At 70.2% G+C, this 19,146-nt stretch carries 16 protein-coding genes and 1 pseudogene; 12 read left to right on the top strand and 5 right to left on the bottom strand.

Features of this window, described 5'->3' with window-relative positions; genetic code table 11:
• A partial coding sequence (locus AC0693_RS37220; protein WP_478804424.1) for a phosphoketolase family protein occupies nt 1-134 on the bottom strand: 134 nt, incomplete at its 3' end.
• A gap of 282 nt (nt 135-416) precedes the next feature.
• On the opposite strand from AC0693_RS37220, the gene AC0693_RS37225 reads away from it, so the two are divergent.
• From AC0693_RS37225 to AC0693_RS37255, 7 genes are all read left to right on the top strand, one after another.
• Nucleotides 417-833, top strand: a complete 417-nt coding sequence (locus tag AC0693_RS37225; protein ID WP_478804401.1) for a DUF1003 domain-containing protein — start codon at nt 417-419, stop codon at nt 831-833.
• A gap of 741 nt (nt 834-1,574) precedes the next feature.
• Nucleotides 1,575-2,255 (top strand): helix-turn-helix domain-containing protein, encoded by a 681-nt coding sequence (locus AC0693_RS37230; protein ID WP_469318693.1) that lies wholly within the window; start codon nt 1,575-1,577, stop codon nt 2,253-2,255.
• The gene (locus AC0693_RS37235) at nt 2,252-3,007 is read left to right on the top strand and encodes an HAD-IA family hydrolase (RefSeq protein ID WP_469318692.1); all 756 of its coding nucleotides are present in this window, start codon (nt 2,252-2,254) and stop codon (nt 3,005-3,007) included. The genes AC0693_RS37230 and AC0693_RS37235 overlap by 4 nt, the downstream gene beginning before the upstream one ends.
• Nucleotides 3,004-5,403 (top strand): glycoside hydrolase family 65 protein, encoded by a 2,400-nt coding sequence (locus AC0693_RS37240; protein WP_478804402.1) that lies wholly within the window; start codon nt 3,004-3,006, stop codon nt 5,401-5,403. Before AC0693_RS37235 ends, AC0693_RS37240 begins: the two co-directional genes overlap by 4 nt.
• Nucleotides 5,404-5,578: 175 nt before the next feature.
• Nucleotides 5,579-6,094, top strand: coding sequence for a flavodoxin domain-containing protein (locus AC0693_RS37245; RefSeq protein WP_468471860.1), 516 nt, complete (start codon nt 5,579-5,581; stop codon nt 6,092-6,094).
• Between the two features lie 27 nt (nt 6,095-6,121).
• On the top strand, nt 6,122-6,709 hold the full coding sequence (locus AC0693_RS37250) for an Rv1733c family protein (protein WP_478804403.1): 588 nt from the start codon (nt 6,122-6,124) through the stop codon (nt 6,707-6,709).
• On the top strand, nt 6,702-9,392 hold the full coding sequence (locus AC0693_RS37255) for a cation-translocating P-type ATPase (protein ID WP_478804404.1): 2,691 nt from the start codon (nt 6,702-6,704) through the stop codon (nt 9,390-9,392). Before AC0693_RS37250 ends, AC0693_RS37255 begins: the two co-directional genes overlap by 8 nt.
• Before the next feature lie 24 nt (nt 9,393-9,416).
• Here AC0693_RS37255 and AC0693_RS37260 read toward each other — a convergent pair whose 3' ends face one another.
• The 4 genes from AC0693_RS37260 to AC0693_RS37275 all read right to left on the bottom strand — a co-directional run bounded on the left by AC0693_RS37260 (nt 9,417) and on the right by AC0693_RS37275 (nt 12,260).
• Nucleotides 9,417-10,298, bottom strand: coding sequence for a universal stress protein (locus AC0693_RS37260; RefSeq protein ID WP_469338914.1), 882 nt, complete (start codon nt 10,296-10,298; stop codon nt 9,417-9,419).
• A 98-nt stretch (nt 10,299-10,396) separates the two neighbouring features.
• Nucleotides 10,397-10,729, bottom strand: a complete 333-nt coding sequence (locus AC0693_RS37265) for a DUF4389 domain-containing protein (protein ID WP_478804425.1) — start codon at nt 10,727-10,729, stop codon at nt 10,397-10,399.
• Nucleotides 10,726-11,598 carry a universal stress protein gene (locus AC0693_RS37270; RefSeq protein WP_478804405.1) on the bottom strand — a complete coding sequence of 291 codons (873 nt, stop codon included), beginning with the start codon at nt 11,596-11,598 and terminating at the stop codon, nt 10,726-10,728. The genes AC0693_RS37265 and AC0693_RS37270 overlap by 4 nt, the downstream gene beginning before the upstream one ends.
• 38 nt (nt 11,599-11,636) lie before the next feature.
• A complete protein-coding gene (locus AC0693_RS37275; protein ID WP_478804406.1) occupies nt 11,637-12,260 on the bottom strand; it encodes a CBS domain-containing protein in 624 nt (207 codons plus the stop codon).
• Nucleotides 12,261-12,532: 272 nt separating this feature from the next.
• Between AC0693_RS37275 and AC0693_RS37280 the strand changes: the two genes are divergently transcribed.
• The 5 genes and pseudogenes from AC0693_RS37280 to AC0693_RS37300 all read left to right on the top strand — a co-directional run bounded on the left by AC0693_RS37280 (nt 12,533) and on the right by AC0693_RS37300 (nt 19,011).
• Nucleotides 12,533-13,435 carry a universal stress protein gene (locus AC0693_RS37280; protein ID WP_469318684.1) on the top strand — a complete coding sequence of 301 codons (903 nt, stop codon included), beginning with the start codon at nt 12,533-12,535 and terminating at the stop codon, nt 13,433-13,435.
• Between the two features lie 8 nt (nt 13,436-13,443).
• Nucleotides 13,444-14,301 (top strand): universal stress protein, encoded by an 858-nt coding sequence (locus AC0693_RS37285; protein ID WP_478741924.1) that lies wholly within the window; start codon nt 13,444-13,446, stop codon nt 14,299-14,301.
• Nucleotides 14,301-16,913 (top strand): cation-translocating P-type ATPase, encoded by a 2,613-nt coding sequence (locus tag AC0693_RS37290; protein ID WP_478804407.1) that lies wholly within the window; start codon nt 14,301-14,303, stop codon nt 16,911-16,913. The genes AC0693_RS37285 and AC0693_RS37290 overlap by 1 nt, the downstream gene beginning before the upstream one ends.
• Before the next feature lie 501 nt (nt 16,914-17,414).
• Nucleotides 17,415-18,440, top strand: coding sequence for a LysR family transcriptional regulator (locus AC0693_RS37295; protein ID WP_478804408.1), 1,026 nt, complete (start codon nt 17,415-17,417; stop codon nt 18,438-18,440).
• A 224-nt stretch (nt 18,441-18,664) separates the two neighbouring features.
• Nucleotides 18,665-19,011 (top strand): annotated as a pseudogene (locus tag AC0693_RS37300) (VOC family protein).
• Nucleotides 19,012-19,146 lie beyond the last annotated feature (135 nt).

Raw genomic sequence — 19,146 nt, forward strand, 5'->3', positions numbered from 1 at the left:
CGCGGCTTGATGTGCTCCGGCCGCAGCGGTTCCGTGAGCAGCGGGTTGTCCAGGAGGTAGATCTGGCCGACGGCCAGGTAGTTCGCGGCGCGCCAGTGCGCGTCCAGCTCCGCGATCCGGTATGTGGTGGTCATCTGTGCTCCTTCGAACCGCAGGCTGCGGCATGCGTCGGTTGAGCCGATGTCGGAACCGTGCCCCCACGGGGCCGGAGGAGGGAAGGGCAGGACCGGCCCCTGCGTGGGGGCCGGTCGGCCCCTTCTGTGCCGGTGGCCGGGGGTGGAGTGTGGCAGGCGTACCGGCAGGGCCTGCTGCCCCGGCTGACGGCGGGCCCTGGCGGTACGCCGGCCACGGTGGATGGTTTGCGACGATGCGGGGCACAGGCCGTATCAGCGCGCTCGTCCGGAGGAGGCAAGCAGGTGGAGAAAACCGAGGCCGCAGCGGAAGTCGAGGAGCGGCATCATCCGGTTGTCGTCGCACACCGCACGGGCCGAGCCGCCGATGTCCAGTTGCGCGTCGCCGACGCGATCACGAGGTTCGCCGGATCCATGCCGTTCGTCTATCTCCACGCGATCGGCTTCACCCTCTGGATGCTGTTCGTCGAGGCCAATCCCTGGCCGATGCTGACGCTCATCGTCTCCCTGGAGGCGATCTTCCTGTCGACATTCGTGATGATCGGCCAGAACCGGCAGGCAGCGTTCCAGCAGGCGAAGGCCGACCACGATTTCGTCGAGCAGGAGCTGGAACTCAAGACCAATACCGAACTGACCCGTGCCATCCACGCGATGACCACGGAACTCCACCGCCGACTGGTTCCCGAAGCGGACAGCCGGTAGCGGATCCCTTGCACAGTGAAGAGATCAGCGGTGCGCTTGATGGTCCCCGGCAGGCTCGCCGAACATTTCGAGCGCGCCGGGCACCGTCTGTCAAGTCGCGGGCGCGGGTGTCGTCCGAGGCGAAGCCGACGGTGACGCCCGGGCCGGTGGCGCTGTTGACATCGATGGCTTGCTGGACCGTGCGGGCGGCGAGGACCGGATCCGGGCTGGTAGCGTCCACACCCCGTGCCAGGGTCTCCAGCCGCAGTTCGGGGAGCGCGTGGTGATGGCGTCGCGGTAGACATCGAGCGCGGCGAGGCCCTTGGGGTCGTCGACGTACCCGGGCACGGAACGGGGCAGGACTCCGGAGCGCCGCAGCACGGCGAGTTCGTGCGGGACGACCTCGGCACGGACGATCGCGAAGGCCGGGATGACGACCGTGCCGCCTCGGGCGAAGATGCGCGTGAAGAGGGCGACGAACCCCCTGTGAGAGTCTGTTCCACGCCGAGAAAGCACATCAGTGCAGGCCGGGACGTCACCAAGGGCGGGATCGTGGCTGCCTCGAGCAGGGCGGCCCTTCCTTAGGCGGGGAAACCGGTCTTCACCGTCACACTCCGAGGGGAGGGCCGAATGGGCCTGACCGGCCCCGGTAGGGGGCCGTCCGGCCCTGTGCGTGCAGCGGTGGTGGGTACAGCCTGAGGTAGACGCCCAGTGCGTCGCCAAGTTCTTGTACCTGCTCCGAACCGCGAGGGTGTGACGATCATGGGAGAGACCACGGCAGATGCGTCCCCGATCAAGGTTCCGGCTGCCCGGGGTGACCTCGGGCGGCGCGTGACCGCTCGCCGCGAAGAGCTGGGAATCACGCGTGAGGAACTCGGAGAGCGCTGTGGGGCCGCAGAGTCGTACATCGCCTACGTGGAGGAGCGGGCGGCGGCGCCCAGCATGGGCATGCTCGTCCGCCTCGCGGACGGCCTGGGGACGACGGTTGCCGAGCTGACCGGGAGAACGACGGACAGCCCTCCCGGCATGGGGACCGCGATACGTGGTTCCGAGTCGACAGAGCTGAGCGAGGCCGAGTGCCACCGGCTGCTCTCCACCCACGGCATCGGCCGGGTCGGGTTCTGCGGCCTGGAAGGGCTTGCCGTCTTCCCCGTCAACTACGTCGTCGTGGGCAACGAGATCGCGTTCCGCACGGCGGCCGACTCGCGACTCGCCGAGGCGACCGGGACCGAGGTCGCCTTCGAGGTGGACCACATAGACGACGTGATGCGCAAAGGCTGGAGCGTCATGGCCGTCGGCGAGCTTTCCGGCATCACGGACGGGGAGCGAGTCAGCCACCTGTACTCCGTAGCCCGCTCGCTCCCCTGGGCCGGTGGACCCCGCACGCACTGGATGTCCATAACTCCCACCCGGATCAGCGGCCGCCGTGTGGGATCCGGGTGATCGCCCCGCATGCCGTCGTGTTCGACACCGACGGGGTACTGCTCGACTCGGCGCGGTTGCACGCCGCGGCCTGGAAGATCGCCTTCGACAGTGCTCTGGAGGCCTGGGCCTCGTCGGGGAACGTGCGGCAGCCGCCCTTCGACGCGGACGGTGAGTACCGCCAGTGGGTAGACGGCAAGCCCCGGCTGGACGGGGCGAGTTCCTTTCTGACCTCCCGTGGCATCGACCTGCCGACCGGAAGTCCCGACAGCGCACCGGGTGACGACACGGTCTGGTCTGTGGCCGCGCGCAAGGAGGCGGTGTTCGTGCGCACGTTGGAGGCCGGGGCCGTCGAGGTCTTCGCCGACGTTGCTCCGGCGCTCGTCCGGCTGCGGGCGCACGGCGTGTGCTGCGCCGCCGTATCGGCCTCCCGCCACGCCCGGCCGCTTCTCGGATCGGCCTCCCTCCTGAGCTGTTTCGACGCGGTGGTGGACGGCACGGACGCCGCCGAGCTGGGGCTGGCGGGCAAGCCCGACCCCGCCCTGTTCCTCGAAGCAGCCGGACGGCTCGGGGTGGACCCCGCCCGCTGTGCGGTGGTGGAAGACGCCCTCGCGGGTGTCGAAGCAGGTCGGCGCGGCCACTTCGGCCTCGTCATCGGCCTCGACCGGACGACGAGCCCCGTCACCGCGAGGGCACTACGGGAACGCGGGGCGGACCTGGTCGCCGTCGAACTCCACGCCGTCGCCGACACCATCTGCGGGGCCGGACCGTGACCGCCTCATCGACGTGGGAGTACGGCCACTATGACCCCAAGACGGAGCGACTCGTCGAAGCGCTGTGCACGCTGGGCAACGGCAGGTTCGCCACGCGTGGCGCGGCCCCCGAGACCCCGGCGGGCCCCGTGCACTATCCCGCCACCTACGCCGCCGGCTGCTACAACCGGCTCACCTCGCACGTCGCCGGACAGCAGGTCGAGAACGAGGACATGGTCAACCTGCCCAACTGGACGGCACTGCGGTACCGCTGCATCGCCGACGCCGGACTCCCCGGCGACTGGCTGACTCCCGACGACCCCGGCATGCTGCACTACAAGGTCGTGCTCGACCTGCGCCGAGGGACGCTCACGCGGCACATGCTCTTTCGAGACGGCCACGGCCGCCGCCTCGGCGTCACCCACGTCCGCATCGTGCACATGGGGGACCCCTACCTCGCCGCGCAGCGGACCACGTTCCGTGCGTACGGCTGGAGCGGCCTGGTCGAAGTGGAATCAGTTCTCGACGCAGACGTCGCCAATGCGGGAGTGGAACGCTACGGCGGGCTCGACGGCCACCACCTCACGGACCACCAGACGGGCTTCGCGCCGCTCGGCGTCGCGTGGGTCGCCTGCCGGACCACCGCTTCCCGCACCGAAATCGGCCTCGCCGTCAGGACGGTCACCCGGCCTCGCGCAACCACGGCGACGAGCCGCACCGCGACCCGGACGGTGCAGGCGTTCCGGCTGCCCGTGGCCCCCAGGCGATCCGCGACGGTGGTGAAGACCGCAGCCCTGTACACCTCCCTCGACAGGCCGGCCGGAGATCTCCTGCCGCGCGCGATCGCACACGCTTCGCGGGCACCCGAATTCCCGGCACTGCTCACGGCGCAGCACTCGGCCTGGGAAGGCCTGTGGGAGCAAGGCGAATTGAGCGTATCGGGGGAGACGAGCCGGATCCTGCGTCTGCACCTCTTCCACGTGCTCCAGACGCTCTCCCCACACACCGCCGAGCTGGACGTGGGTGTCCCCGCGCGGGGACTGCACGGAGAGGCCTACCGGGGCCACGTCTTCTGGGACGAACTCTTCGTCCTGCCCTACATCACCCTGCACTTCCCCGACGTGGCGCGCGCCCTGCTCATGTACCGGTACCGGCGGCTGCCGGCCGCCCGCGATGCCGCCCGGCAAGCCGGTCAGAGCGGGGCGATGTTCCCCTGGCAGAGCGGAAGCTCGGGACGGGAGGAGAGCCAGGCCGTGCACCTCAATCCCCGCTCGGGCCGCTGGCTGCCCGACCACTCGCACCTGCAGCGCCACGTCGGCTCCGCCATAGCCCTGAACGTATGCCGCTACGGGCGGGCCACCGGAGACACCGGCTTCCTGCACGGACCCGGCGCGGAACTCCTGCTGGAGATCGCGAGCTTCTGGGCCGGCGCCGCCGTCTACGACGAGGAACGAGGAAGGTACCGCATCCGCGGTGTGCTGGGCCCGGACGAGTACCACGACGCCTATCCGGGTGCGACGAACCCGGGGATCGACGACAACGCCTACACCAACGTGACCGCGGCCTGGGTGATCCAGCGGGGGCTCGAACTGCTCGACGAGCTGCCCCCCGCGCGCCGCACGGAGCTGACCGGCCGCCTCGCACTGGACAACGCCGCGCTGGAGCACTGGGAGGAGGTGTCCCGCCGCCTGTACGTTCCGTTCCACCGGGGCGTCATCAGCCAGTTCGAGGGATACGGAGACCTGGCCGAGCTCGACTGGACGGCCTACCGCGCCCGGTACGGTGACGTCCGCCGGCTCGACCGGATCCTGGAGGCCGAAGGGGACACGGTCAACCGTTACCAGGCATCGAAACAGGCCGATGTGATCATGCTCGGCTACCTCTTCCGCCCGGCGGAGCTGTACGGGCTCTTCGCCCGGCTCGGCCACCGGCTCGACGACGAGGTCTGGCGGGCGACCGTCGCGTACTACCTGCCGCGCACCAGCCACGGATCGACGCTCAGCAGCCTCGTACACGGCTGGGTACTGGCCCGCCAGAAGGACCCGGACGCCTGGAAGTACTGCGAGGAGGCACTCCTCGGCGACGTCACGGACATCCAGGGCGGCACCACCGGCGAGGGGATCCACCTGGGCGCCATGGCCGGCACCCTCGACCTCGCGGAGCGCGGTGTCACGGGCCTGGAGACCGGCCCCTCCGGCCTGTACGTCGACCCCGTCCCCCTACGGGAGATCGAGCCGGTCTCCTTCACGCTCTGCCACCGGGGACACCACGGTGTCCGTGTCCGACTGCTCCACGGCAGGTTCGGCGTCACCGTCCCGCAATCCCGTCAAGGTCCGCTGGGCCTCGTGCTGCCCGGCGAACAGGCCGTCGTGGTGGCGGCCGGAGACGAGCGCTGGTTCCGCCTTCCACCGGACTGACCCTGTCTTCAAGAAGATCCCCTCAAAGGGCCCGGACCCGGCCCCGAGAGGGCCGAACGGCCCCTACCCGGCCCCCGGTGGGCCCCTACGGGCCGCGCGTTCCCAAGTGGACCGTGGAGGAAGCGCCAAGACGTATCGCGTACGGGCTCGAGGGAACGACCGAAGGAGAAAGCGCATGAGTGCGAAACAGGTTCTGGTCGCCTACGGAAGCAAACACGGTGCGACCGCCGGGATTGCGGAGCAGATCGGAACGGCGCTGCGTGAGGACGGCATCGACGTCTGGGTGGTCCCAGCCGGTGAGGTCACGGACGTCCGAGGCTACGACGGGGTGGTGCTGGGCGGATCCCTTTACGCGGGGCGGTGGAACGGCCGGGCCCGGCGCTGCGCGAAGCGCAACGCCAGGCATCTGAAGCACCGCCCCGTGTGGCTGTTCAGCAGCGGACCAGTGGACTCCTCCGCCGAACGCAACGACATCCCGCCGGTACGGGCGGTCGCCCGGCAGATGCGACAACTCGGCGCCCGCGACCACATCACCTTCGGCGGCAGCCTCACGGAGGGCACGCCCGGCCTGCTCGCCCGCACCCTCGTACGCCAGGGCAAGGGCGGAGACTTCCGCAACCCCGAGCGCATCCAGGCCTGGGCACACCACATCGGCGCCGAACTCACCGCTGCCGCTTCACCCGCCCAATAGGAAGACGCCTGGTGCCGGAGGCCCGCCATGCTCCACGGAACACCGCCCAATCCGCTGCGGCGGACGGCTGACCGCACACGCACCCGGTGGCGCGTCGCCTTCGTCCTGTCGACTCTCGTCGCCGCTTTCTGCGGAGTGGCCGTCGGGCTGGCGGTGTGGAACGTCGACAGCCGCACCGTGCGGGAAGAGGCCGAGCACGTGCACCGGATCACGGCCATGACGGTCGGGGCCGCCGAACACGCACCCGACTCCTGGAGCGGCGGTGTTGCCGAGTCCGTCGCACAGGCCGCCTGGCAGTTCCCTTCGTCCACCCGGCACACAGGCCTCGTAAAGGTCCAGCCCACAACCCCCGCGGGCCGTCCCGTCGCGATCTGGGTGGACGACACGGGCCTTATGGTCCAGGGGCTCCCATCTGCGGGCGAGCGGGCCTTCGCCGCGATGACCGTCGGCGCCACTGCTGCCGCCCTGATCGCGCTGACGGCCGCAGGCGTCGTCCACCTGAGACTTCGGACCGCCGAGACGCGCAGCCTGTCCACGTGGGAACGGGACTGGCAGCGCGTGGAACCCGGCTGGTCCGGCCGACTGCCCACTCAATCAGGAGTCGACGATGACTGAGGCGCTCACCGGCCACCTCCCACCTCAGGGAGGAGTACCGCCCACACCGCGTGATCCGAGCGAACCGCTGCCGTTGCTGCGCCGGGAGCTCGACACCGGAGCGGACGGGCTGTCCACGCGGGAGGCCGAACGCCGGCTCGCCGTCTACGGCCCCAACGAGGTCCGGCGCAAGGGCCACACCTCCCTGGGACGCGAGCTGGTACGTCAACTTGTCCACCCGCTGGCCCTGTTGCTGTGGGCTGCGGCGGGCATGGCGTTCGTCGCCGACATCCGCGTGCTCGGGATCGCGATCGTCGCCATCGTCCTCGTCAACGCCGCCTTTGCCCTGCTCCAGGAGCAGCAGGCCGAGCAGGCGGTGGAAACCCTCGCCAAGTACCTTCCCGAACACGCGATGGCGATCCGAGACGGCAAATCCCGGCAGACGGAAGCTCGCACCCTGGTGCCGGGCGACATCATCGCCCTCGACGAGGGCGGCAAGGTCCCCGCCGACGTCCGACTCATCGACGGAGGCCTCGAAGTCGACTTGTCCATGCTGACGGGGGAGTCCACCCCGGCCCAGCGCATCGCCGGGCCGGGGACCGCAGGATCTCCACTTCTACAGGAACCCAACCTCGTCTTCAGCGGCACGACCTGCACCGCGGGCCAGGCCAGGGCGATGGTCTTCGCCACCGGTGATCACACCGAACTCGGGCGCATCGCCGCCCTCAGTCAGCGCACGCGACGGGACCCGAGCCCGTTGGAACAGCAGGTCAAGAAGGTCGCCTGGCTCATCGCCGCTGTCGCGGTCGCGATGGGTGCGCTGTTTCTGGTCCTGGGCGTCGCCGTGGGCCTGCCGTTGACCGACGCGCTGATGTTCGCCATCGGGCTGCTTGTCGCCAACGTGCCCGAAGGACTGCTGCCGACCATCACCCTCGCCCTCGCCGTCGGGGTGCGCCTCCTGGCACGCCAAGGCGCGGTCATCAAGCGACTCAGCGCCGTGGAGACCCTGGGATCCACCAACGTCATCTGCACCGACAAGACCGGCACCCTCACCCAGAACAAGATGCGGCTCCAAAGCACCTGGACGCCCGCCGCCGGCACGAACCCCGGTCCCGAGGCCGTACGGCTCACTGCTACCTCCGCCCTGTGCACCACCGTCACCAGGGACGCCGACGGTGAACTCCACGGCGACCCCACGGAGATCGCGCTGGTGACCGGCTCCGCCGATCGAGGCGCCCCGCTCGACCTCGACGCGCGCGACGCGGACCGCCACACTGTCTTCCGCTTCGACCCCCGGCTGCGCCTGATGTCCGTCGTCCAGCGAGATCCGGCGGACGGCGTCATGCGGCTGATCGTCAAAGGAGCCCCGGAATCGGTCCTGGCCCGCACCCTGGACGCCGCCCAGAACGCCACGGCGCACGCCGCGGCCGAAGAACTCTCCGGCCGAGGCATGCGCGTACTCGCCGTAGCCACCCGCGAACTGGGCGACGGCGCGCCAGTGACGCACCGCGAGGACGCGGAGACGGGACTGACGCTGCTGGGTCTTGTGGGTCTTTACGATCCCCCGCGCCCCGAGGTTGCCGCCGCGGTGCGGCGCTGCCACGAAGCAGGGCTCCTCGTGCATATCGTGACCGGCGACAACGGAGCGACTGCTGCCGCTGTGGCCCGGGAGGTCGGCATCGGGACACCCCGCCTGGTCGTGGTGCCCGAGTCCGAGTCCATTGGCGATCACGACCTCGACCGGCTCCTCGCGGACGGCGACGCCGAGGTCGTCTTCGCCCGCTCCTCGCCGGAGACGAAACTGAAGGTGGCGGATGCCCTACGGGCCCACGGGTTTATCGTCGCGATGACCGGCGACGGCGTCAACGACGCCCCCGCACTGCACCGCGCCCACATCGGTGTGGCGATGGGGCTCTCCGGCACCGACGTCGCCCGCGAGGCGTCCACTATGGTGCTGACCGACGACAACTTCGCCACCATCGTCACCGCGATCGAATCCGGCCGCCAAGTCTATGACAATGTACGGAAGTTCATCGTCTACATCTTCGCCCACCTCACACCCGAGGTAGTCCCCTTCCTGATCTTCGCCCTGTCGGCCGGCTCAATACCGCTCCCCCTCACCGTCCTGCAGATCCTGGCCATCGACCTCGGAACCGAAACCTTCCCGGCGCTCGCCCTGGGCCGCGAACGCGCGGAGCCGGGCAGCATGAGCCGCCCGCCCAGGCCGAGCTCCCAGGGAGTCATCTCCAAGGACATGCTCATCCGCAGCTGGGGCTACCTCGGCACTGTCTCCGCCGCCCTGGTCATGACCGCGTTCTTCTACGTGCTGTGGAGGGCAGGCTGGCACCCCGGAGACCCCACCGGCCCGGGGACCCCGCTGCACCACGCCTACGTGACCGCGACGACTGCCACATTCGCCGGAATCGTCACCTGCCAGGTCGGCACGGCGGTGGCCGCCCGCACCGACCACGCGTCACTGCGCGCCATCGGCTTCTTCACCAACCCGCTGCTCCTGGTCGGCATCGCCTTCGAACTCGTCTTCACCGGGGCCCTGGTCTACGTCCCGCCACTGCAAGGTCTCTTCGGCACTGCCGCCCTCCCCCTCGACGTGGTCGCCCTCATCGCGGCCTTCCCCGTCCTGGTCTGGGGCACCGACGAACTGCGCCGCCTGAGGCGGCGTACCCGTACGCCCGCGCACACCTGACACGAGCCGGGGGCACTGGTGGGTTCACTCGTGGGCGATGACGGCAACGGGCGCGGCGGCGTGGTGCAGGACCGCATGCGTGATCGCCCCGATGTGGGTGCCGTAGGCGGAGTGTCGGATGCGCCTGCCGACCACGACCAGCGCGGCACCCTTGGATGCGTCCACGAGCTGGATCGCGGACTGGCCGATGCGCACCTCGGGGGTCACGGTCACCGAGGGGTACTTCTCGCACCACGGGCGGATCATCTCGTCCACGGCCGTGGCGATTCCCCGACCGATCTCCTCCTGAACACCGGGATCGAGACCGTAGCCGTAGCCATAGCCGACGACCGGCGGCGGTGCCCAGGCGTGGAGCACCCGCAGGGCGCACCCACGGCGTGCCGCCTCGTCGAAGGCGAAGGAGAGCAGGGCGTCACACGGGTGACCGATGTCGACCCCCGTCACGATCGGGCCGTCGGGACGGGAATCCCCGGCAGGCTTTGCCTGATCCTGCGGCGCCCTGACGAGGACGACCGGCTGATCGGTTGCGGTGATGGTACCGGCGCCGATGGAGCCGAGGATGAATCCGGCGATGCCGCCGAGCCCTCGGGACCCCAGCACCAGCATGTCCGAAGAGGCAGCCGCGTGGGCGAGGACAGTGGCCGGAATCCCCGACAGTCGGCGGGCGGTGACCTCCAGCTCCGGGTGTATCCCCTTGATCTCCTCGGAGGCCTCGCGGAGCAGCGCCTCCGCCCAATGGCGCTGGACCTCGGTAGTAGCGACGGCGAGAGGGGGGCGCTCCAGCCATTCCTCCACATGGACCAGGGCCAGAGGTACCCCACGGAGGACTGCTTCGTGCGCGGCCCATCGGGCCGCCGCGACACTTTCGCGCGAGCCGTCGAGGCCGGCGGTCACAAGGTTGGCCATAGTGCCCATCTCCCTCAATTGATGTGTGAGTTCCAGACTCCGCCCCGGCCACCGCTTCCAAGAGGGGCCGAGGGGCCCGTTGTGGAGCCGACCGGCCCTTACCGGGCGACGTCCGGGATGCGCGGCGGCTCGTGGCCGCCCAGGTCAAGCCGGAAGGGCGGGTAGTCGTCCGTCATGAGCGCGGCGTACGCGATGACGCGCAGCACCCAGCGGTTGAGGCCGGCCACCAAGTCGAACAGGCCGCGCGGGTACGTTCCGGTGCAGACGAGGGCGACGACCGCCCGCCACGACCATCGGAGCACGCCGACGTTGAAGTCGAACAGGGGCCGGGGGCAGCGCTCCGTGAAGAGGATGGCGAAGAAGGCGATCACGCCCCGGCAGGGCTGCAGCCGGGCATGGTGAGGAACCGGCCGGATCCGATGGCCTGTCAGTCGTGGGCGACTACGGCGACCGGCGCGGCCGTGTGGTGGAGCAGGGCGTGGGCGACGGCGCCGAGGTGCGTGCCCAGCGCGGAGCGGCGGATGCGGCGTCCGATGACGACGAGGTCCGCGCCCGCGGTGGCCTGGACCAGCTCCCGTCCCGCTGATCCGATGAACGTTTTCTCCTCGAGCCGCACGTCCGGGAACTTCAGCCGCCACGGCATGAGCATGTCGTCGAGCATCTGGGCGACGGTGCGGTCGACCTCGCGTGCGACCGAGGGATTGAGGACGGGCGAGTAGCCGGACGCGGGAGGGAGCTTCCAGCCGTGCACCGCCCGCAACGTGCAGTCGCGGCGCGAGGCTTCCTCGAAGGCGAAGGCCAGGACCCTGTCGCAGGCCTGGTGGATGTCGACGCCCACGACGATCTCGCCGTGCGGGGTGCGGGCCGCGTTCTCCCCGTCGTCCTCCTTCGCGCGTACGAGGACGACGGGTGTCTCGGTGGCGGTGAGGGTGGACAGACTCACGGAGCCGACGATGAAGCCGACCACGCTGCCCAGCCCGCGGGAGCCGAGGACCAGGAGGCCGGCGCTCTCGGCCTCTGCCGCCAGAGCCGTGGAAGGCCTGCCCGAGAGACGACGGGTGGAGATCTCCAGGCGGGGATACGCCTGCTTCAGGTCGCCGGTGGCGAAGGCCAGGACCTCGTCGGCCCAGCGGTCGCGCGTCCCGGGATCCAGTTCGGGTATCAGCGTGCCGGATGACCAGTCCTCGGCGTGGACGATCCGCAGGGGGGCCTGCCGGAGCGTGGCCTCGCGGGCTGCCCAGCGGGCTGCGGAGAGGCTCTGGAGGGTGCCGTCGACGCCGACGGTTACGTGGTGGTTCATGATCGTGGCCTCCTCAGGCTGCGCATAGCACTTCGCTGTTACCAGGCGATGGGGTGTGGTCCGCGCTCCGGTGGGATCAGCCGGGAGTCGTCCGCGCGGGCGGTGAGCTCGTCCACCACGGCGACGACTCCGTCCACGCGTGCGGTGAGTCGCAGGGCGAGGGGGATTTGGCTCTGCCGTTCCAGCCGGCCTCGGAGGGTCACGACACCATCCAGGACGTGCACGTCCACCTCTCCGGCGGGCGCCCCGATGCTGTCGGACAGCACAGCCTCGATCACGTGCCGCCGTATCTCGGCATCGGGGCGCAGGAAGACGCGCAGGAGGTCACGCCGGGTGACGATGCCGATGAGACGTTCTTCCTCGTCGGTGACCGGAAGGCGTTCCACGCCCCGTCGTGTCATGAGCTGTCCGGCCTCCGAGACGCTTTTCTGCGTGCAGACCGTGACAGCGGGAGACGACATGATGTCCGCGGCCGTCCGGGCCGTGCGGGCGAGCAGGTCGCTCTCGGAAACGACCCCGACCACCCGGTCGTTCTCGTCCACGACGGGCAGTCCGGTGATGTCGTAGTCGGCGAGGAGCTTGGCGATCTCCTTGAACGTGGTCGAACGATCCACCGAGATGACTGCCGCCGTCATCACCTCGCCGACCTGGGTGTGTTTCACGAGCGGACCTCCTGTACGTCGTCGTGTGGGGGCGCAGAAGGCTGGTACGCGCCATCCGTACCAGCCACCATCCGCCGGGCCGGTATCCGTAGCGAGGGCCGAACGGTCCTGTACGAGGGCCGACCGGGTCCGTCCACGGGGGCTTGTGCGGGTTCCGGAAGCGGGGGAGGGACCAGTCGGCCCTTGTCCTGGCCTCTATGGCCCTCGCTGACCACGCGCCCGCGATGCCAGCGTGAGAGGGCAAGCACGATGGCCCTCGATCAGGAGAAACCATGGAAGGCATCACTGCCGGTCCGGAACTCGGGACGGTCATCGTCGGCGTCGACGGGTCGGACCCAGCACGGGGGGCAGTCCTGTGGGCCACGGCCGAGGCCGCACGGCGGGGGAGCACCCTGCACATCGTCCATGCCGCCGACACGGACAGCCGAGCCGTCTACGCATCGGTGGAAACCCTTGAACGGGTCCGCGCAGCGGGTCGCGAACTACTCGATGACACCGCCGCGGCCATAGCGGCACTCCATCCCGATCTGCCCGTCACCACGGAGTTCAGCCGCGGCGCACCCGTACCCAGCCTCCACCGGGCCGCTGGCGTCCACGGTACGATCGTCGTCGGCAACCGTGGTCTCGGCGGGTTCACTTCGCTGATGCTCGGCTCCGTCGGACTCGAGGCCGCCGCGAGTGCCACCACCCCCCTCGTCGTGGTGCGGGGTACGGACCCGCGGGTCGAGACGGGCAGCGTGCTGGCCGGTGTCCGCGACGAACACGACCTCGACTGCGTCCGGTACGCCGCTTGCGAAGCAGAGCTACGCAAGGCGTCGTTGCGGCTGACGCACGTATGGAACCTGCTGCAGTCCGTGGGGAACGTCGTGAGCATGCTCGACGACGTCGAGGAGATAAGCGGCCGGCACGCGGAGCGACTGACGGCCATGGCCGACCTGATCCGCGAGGAATTCCCGGATCTGACCGTGCACGCCGACCTCCAGAAGAGCTTCTCGGTGGCCGGTGTACTGGCTGAGGCCTCGCAGGACGCGGATCTGCTGGTCGTGGGCGGGAGGCGCTCGCCGGGCTACATCGGCCGCACGCTGGGGCACGTGAGCCACAGCCTCCTGCACCACGCGCGGTGTCCCGTGCTGCTCATCCCGCGGCACGGCAACGAGCAGGGGAGTGAATCGTGATGGAGAACATGACAGACCGTGAGATCGTTGTCGGCATCGACCCGGTCAGGGACTGGCACATGGCCCTGGCCTGGGCCGCCGACGAGGCGCACCGCCGGGCGCTCGGACTGGGTCTCGCACTGGCGGTGCCACCTCAACACGACACTCAGCACGTCGACGGGAGCACGCACCGCATCGACCTGCGCCGGACCGGATTGGAAACCCTTGAAGCGGCTGCCGTGTGGACGCGGTCGCGGCACCCGGATCTCGAACCGTCCACCCACCTGCTCGACGGGCTTCCGGCCCCCGTACTCGGCCGACTTTCCCTGAAGGCCCCCATGCTGGTGCTCGGTTCGCGACACCTCAGCCGCACCGAGGAGTTCCTGAGCGCCGGTTCGCTCGTGGTGCCCGTCGTCGCGCAGGCGCACTGCCCGGTCGTGGTCGTCGGCGATGCGGAGCACGTCAGCCAGCAGTCGCCGTACATGGTGGTGGCGGTCGACGGCAGCGAGTCGTCGAAGGCGGCGCTGGCCGTGGCCTTCGAGGAAGCGAGCGTACGCGGATGCATGTTGCGGGCGATCTCGGTGTGGCACCAGCCCCTGCTCTCGTTCCAGGACAGGAACGAAGGTCTCCAGGCGCAGCGCCGCATGCTGTCTGAGACCGTCGGCGGCTGGTCGGAGAAGTATCCGGACGTCGCGCTCACCCACGAAGTGCCCGCAGGCCACCCGGTCGAGGAGCTGGCGAAGGCGGCCGAACATGCCCTGGCCCTGGTCCTGGGCCGCCGCGGGAACGGGGGCTACACCGGCATGCGGCTCGGCTCCGTCGTCCATGGACTGCTGCACCGGGCACACTGCCCGGTCATCACGGTCCCCCTCGTGCAAGGGACCTGATGTCCGCGCCCGCGGCCAGCCAAGCACCCGCCACCCCCCGGAAACCCCGGGGGCTCACCGAACGGGAGGCCGGGCGCCGCCTCGTCGAGTACGGCCGCAACGAAGTCGCCGCCCAGCCGGCAGCACCTCTCTACGTACGCGTCCTGGCGCAGCTCCGAGACCCCCTGGTCATGGTCCTGATCGGCGCGGTCCTGCTCACGATCGCCATCGGCGACCACGCCGACTCCGTCGTCATCGGCTTGGTGATCCTCTTCAACACCGCCGTCGGCGTAACCCAGGAGATCCGCGCCGACAACGCGGTGGCCGCACTCTCGGCCATGTCGGCCCCGGGAGCACGGGTACTGAGGGAGGGCACGCCGCGCGAGGTCCCGGCCCCCGATGTCGTACCCGGTGACGTGCTCCTCCTCGGCGAAGGCGACATCGTCGCCGCCGACGCCGAACTCACCGAGGCATCGGCCCTCCTTGTTGATGAGTCCATGCTCACCGGCGAGTCCGTCGCGGTGGACAAGGACCCGGGTACGACCCTGAGCGCCGGAACCGTCGTCGTACGGGGGAGGGGCGTGGCCACCGTGCAGGCGACCGGCGCGGCCAGCGCACTCGGCCGCATCGCCGCCCTCCTCGACGGCGGACGGGAACCGACCCCGCTGCAACACCGCCTCGCCGCCCTCGGACGGATCCTGGCCGCCGCCACCCTCGGACTCTGCCTGGTCGTCTTCGCGCTCGGCCTTCTGCGCGGTGTGCCCGTCGGGATCATGGCTGTGACCGCCATCAGCCTCGCGGTCGCCGCGGTGCCGGAATCGCTGCCCGCCGTCGTCACCCTCGCCCTGGCCCTTGGCGCCCGCCGCATGGCCATCCGGCACGCGCTCGTACGCCGTCTTCCCGCCGTGGAGACGCTCGGTTCCGTATCGGTCCTCGCCACGGACAAGACCGGCACCCTTACCGAAGGACGCATGGTGGTCCAGCAGGTCTGGATGCCCCATGCCACGGCCGACTTCTCCGGCGTCGGCTATGAGCCGGAAGGCGACGTCCTGATCGCAGGCCGATGTCCGACGGCCGCGGAATGGGATCCCCTACGCGAACTGCTGACCACGGCGGCGCTCTGCAACGACGCCTCGATCCGGCCGCCGACGGGACCCGCCCCGCCCGACGACCGCTGGACCCCCATGGGCGACCCCACCGAGGCGGCCCTTCTGACGGCCGCGGCCAAAGCGGGCTGTGCCGATCGGGCCAACCTCCACGAAAGCCACCCGCGCGCGGGCGAAGCCCCCTTCGACAGCCTGCGCAAACGCATGACCACCCTGCACACCACCCCCGACGGCCGGGTGCTCGTGTGCCTGAAGGGCGCGCCCGAAGCGATCCTCGATCCCGCCGTCCTCGCCGATCCCACGGATCTGCTCCACACAGCGGAACAGCAGGCCGCGCTCCTGGCCGCCCATGGCTTCCGCGTCCTCGCCGTCGCCTCGGGTACGCGGGACGACGTCCCCAACCACCCCGCCGACGCCGAGTACGGCCTCCACCTGCTCGGCCTGGTCGCCCTCAGCGACCCGCCCAAAACGGAGGCCGCGGCCACGATCGCCGCCTGCCGGGCCGCGGGCATCACCCCCATCCTCATCACCGGAGACCACCCCGCCACCGCGCGCGCCGTGGCAACCGAGGTCGGCCTGCTGTCCGCCGACAGCTCGCACGGGAATGTGGTCACGGGTACGGACCTCGCCGCCGGCCGGGTCGCGGACCTCACCAGCGTCCGGGTGTTCGCGCGTACGACTCCGGATCAGAAGCTGGACATCGTGGAAGCCTGGCGTTCTCACGGCGCCGTCACCGCGATGACCGGTGACGGCGTGAACGACGGACCCGCCCTGCGTCAGGCCGACATCGGCGTCGCGATGGGCGCGCGCGGCACGGAGGTCGCGCGGCAGGCTGCCGACCTCGTGCTCATCAACGACGAGCTGTCGACCGTTGTCGCGGCGGTCGAGGAAGGCCGTCGCGTCTACGACAACATCCGGCGCTTCCTGGTGTACGGCCTGGCTTGCGGAACGGCAGAGATCCTCGTCATGCTCGCCGGACCCCTCCTCGGCCTCCCCCTGCCCCTGCGGGCCGGACAGATCCTCTGGATCAACCTCCTCACCCACGGCCTCACCGGTGTCGCCATGGGCGCCGAACCCGTCGCACCAGGCGCCATGAACAGACCTCCCCGCCCGCCCGGGCAGCACATCCTCGGCGCCGGCGCCTGGCAGCGACTCCTCCTGCTCGCCACGGTCGTCACCGCCTCCTGCCTCGCAGCCGCTCTCACTGCACGAGCCTGGGACCTGCCCTGGCAGAGCGTGCTCTTCCTCGCCCTGCTCGCCGGCCAGCTCGGAGTGGTCCTGGGCCTGCGAGCTCGCCTGCTGACCAGGGAGAACCTCTTCCTCCCCCTGGCAGTCCTCGCCTCCGCGCTCCTCGCGGCAGCCGCGCTCTACCTCCCCGCACTCCGGTCGATCCTGGAAACCGAACCGCTCGACGCGACCGGCGTCGGACTGGCGGCAGCCACAGCCCTGATTGGATTCATCGCAGCCCGCGTTGCACGGACGGCGTTCCACGCGCAGCCACGGACGACGGCGATCTCTCACGGCTGAAGCGGGTCGATCGGGGCGTCCATCGTGGCCGCCTTGCACACCGAGCTCCCAGACACCCCGTTCGTGGTGTGTGACCGGCCGACCCGGCTGGGGCGCATCCAGCGCATCGTAGAGCGGCAGGTGGGGTCAGTGGTATGCGGCGAGGAAGGCCCGCACGCCCGCGTCGCGCGAGAGACCGCGAACTCTCCCGCCTCAGCGGGTCGCGGGTCAGGAGCCGGACCTGGACGAGCGCACGAAGGAGGCGATGACGGAGCTGGCCGCCTCACTGGGCTGTATGTACGAGTCCTGCGTCGACTACGACGGCTACGACGATGACACGTTCTCCTACGCGTGGTGGGTCCGGCTGCCGGCGGCTGAGCATGCCGACGTCAGCGAGGACGGCCTTCCGCGGGCCATCGGGCCGCTGCGCGAGTACCTGAGCACCCAGCGTCGCGCCGACCTGAAGTGGGAACGGCCTCGGCGACCCTGTCGCCCGTCGCCGTCAGTGGGTGAAAATGAGGCGTGCGTGATGTCACTGATCCCCGGCTGCTGCGGGCTTTCCTTGTTGTGGCGGAGGAGCTGCACTTCACTCGCGCCGCTGCCCGGTTGTTCGTCGCACAGCAGGCGCTCAGCCGCGACATTCAGCGGCTGGAGCAGGCGTGGGGGCGTGTCTTGTTCGCGCGCGACACCCGGCACGTCACCCTCACCGCCGAGGGGAGCCGCCTGCTGCCGACCGTCCGCCGTGTCCTGGCAGCCCATGGCGAGTTGAGCCGAGAGCTACGCACCACGCCGGGGTCCGGCAGTGACCGGCCGCTGGTCGTCGATGTCGCCAACAGCACGTCGACCGGCGCCCGGGTGCTCGATCTGGCCCGCAGGAACGCTCCGGGGCTGGACTTCGTCCTCCACACCCGCAGCGGACTGACCCGGGCCGTGACGGAGATGGCGGACGGACACCTCGACGTCTCATTCGGTCGTGTCGCCGGAATCCCGCACGGGCCGCGGGTCACACTGGAGCACCGGCTCATTCGCTTCGACCAGCTGGCGGTGATGGTGCCGACCGATCACCGGCTCGCCGCCTTGCCCCGGGTGCCGCTGGCCGCGCTGGCCGGCGAGACCCTCTACGCCGCGGCCGGCAACGAGGACACCGCCGAGTGGACGGACTACGCGCGCTCCTTGTGCGCGGGGCGCGCCCTCGAGCTGGCGCCGCCCTACCCCAAGATCGAGGGTGAAGTGGAATTCAGCCGGACCATGCGCAGAAACCGTTGGCTTGTCCTCACCAGCCTCAGCTTCATGACCGTTCCTGAGATGGTCCTGCGCCCCCTGACGGATCCGGTGCCCCTCACTGCGGTGTCCATGGTCTGGCGCCGCAGTCTGCGCCACCCAGGAGTGAAGGCCCTGGCCGACGCCGCGCGGACCCTCGGTGTGGCCGAAGGCTGGCTGGAACGCCCACCGGGCTCCTGGCTTCCCGAGACGGACCTGCGTGTCACAGAACAGCCTCACGACAGCGCTGGAGCCGTCGAGGGGCCGGATGCCCGTCGGCCCCGGTAGCCTCGTTTGCCGCGCGCGGCGTTGTCGGCGCGGATACGCCGCTCAGCCATGTCCACGGGAAACCGCTCCTGCGAGGCGGCGGCCCCTTCGGCGCCGAGGGCACCGCGATCCGTCCCGCGGAATCGGAGCGATCACCGCCCATGGCGCGTGCGGCGGCTGGTGTGGCGTAGTAGTCCTGGAGTTCCTGGAGTGGCAGGCATGTCTGTTCTCACGTGGAGTTGCCGATGACCGGTCGTCGTGTCGCACCCCATGTCCAGTCCCAGGCGCTGCAGGAGAACCGGGAGTTCTACGGCCTGCTCGGACTGGAGGAGGTCATGAATCACGGCTGGATCCTGACGCTCGCCTCCCCTCCAGTCCGGCAGCGCAGATCAGTTTCATGGCCAGCGACAAGACCGCACCGGTCCCGCCCGACATGAGCGTCGAGGTGGACGATGTGGACGCGGTCTACGCCGTCATCCGGGACTGCGGGGCGGAGATCGTGCGCCCCCTGCAGGACGAGGAGTGGGGAGTGCGCCGGTTCTTCGTCCGTGACCCCAGTGGCCACGTCATCAACCTGCCGGGCCACCGCTGACCGCGGTCCCGGCCCACGGAGGGATCGGGCTGCGCACCGATGGACAATACGGGCGACCGCACGGAATCTCGATACGGTCCCGCCGATGGTCTGATGTCGCCGGCATCGGCGACCGCGCCGGACGACTCACGTGGC

The sequence above is a fragment of the Streptomyces sp. NPDC043876 genome, from assembly GCF_056435825.1.

Excerpts from the sequence above, each read along its gene's own strand:
- AC0693_RS37245 (WP_468471860.1), top strand. The coding sequence starts at position 5,579 with ATGAGTGCGAAACAGGTTCTGGTCGCCTACGGAAGCAAACACGGTGCG.
- AC0693_RS37230 (WP_469318693.1), top strand. The coding sequence starts at position 1,575 with ATGGGAGAGACCACGGCAGATGCGTCCCCGATCAAGGTTCCGGCTGCC.
- AC0693_RS37290 (WP_478804407.1), top strand. The coding sequence starts at position 14,301 with ATGTCCGCGCCCGCGGCCAGCCAAGCACCCGCCACCCCCCGGAAACCC.
- AC0693_RS37280 (WP_469318684.1), top strand. The coding sequence starts at position 12,533 with ATGGAAGGCATCACTGCCGGTCCGGAACTCGGGACGGTCATCGTCGGC.
- AC0693_RS37260 (WP_469338914.1), bottom strand. The coding sequence starts at position 10,298 with ATGGCCAACCTTGTGACCGCCGGCCTCGACGGCTCGCGCGAAAGTGTC.
- AC0693_RS37285 (WP_478741924.1), top strand. The coding sequence starts at position 13,444 with ATGACAGACCGTGAGATCGTTGTCGGCATCGACCCGGTCAGGGACTGG.
- AC0693_RS37270 (WP_478804405.1), bottom strand. The coding sequence starts at position 11,598 with ATGAACCACCACGTAACCGTCGGCGTCGACGGCACCCTCCAGAGCCTC.
- AC0693_RS37255 (WP_478804404.1), top strand. The coding sequence starts at position 6,702 with ATGACTGAGGCGCTCACCGGCCACCTCCCACCTCAGGGAGGAGTACCG.
- AC0693_RS37250 (WP_478804403.1), top strand. The coding sequence starts at position 6,122 with ATGCTCCACGGAACACCGCCCAATCCGCTGCGGCGGACGGCTGACCGC.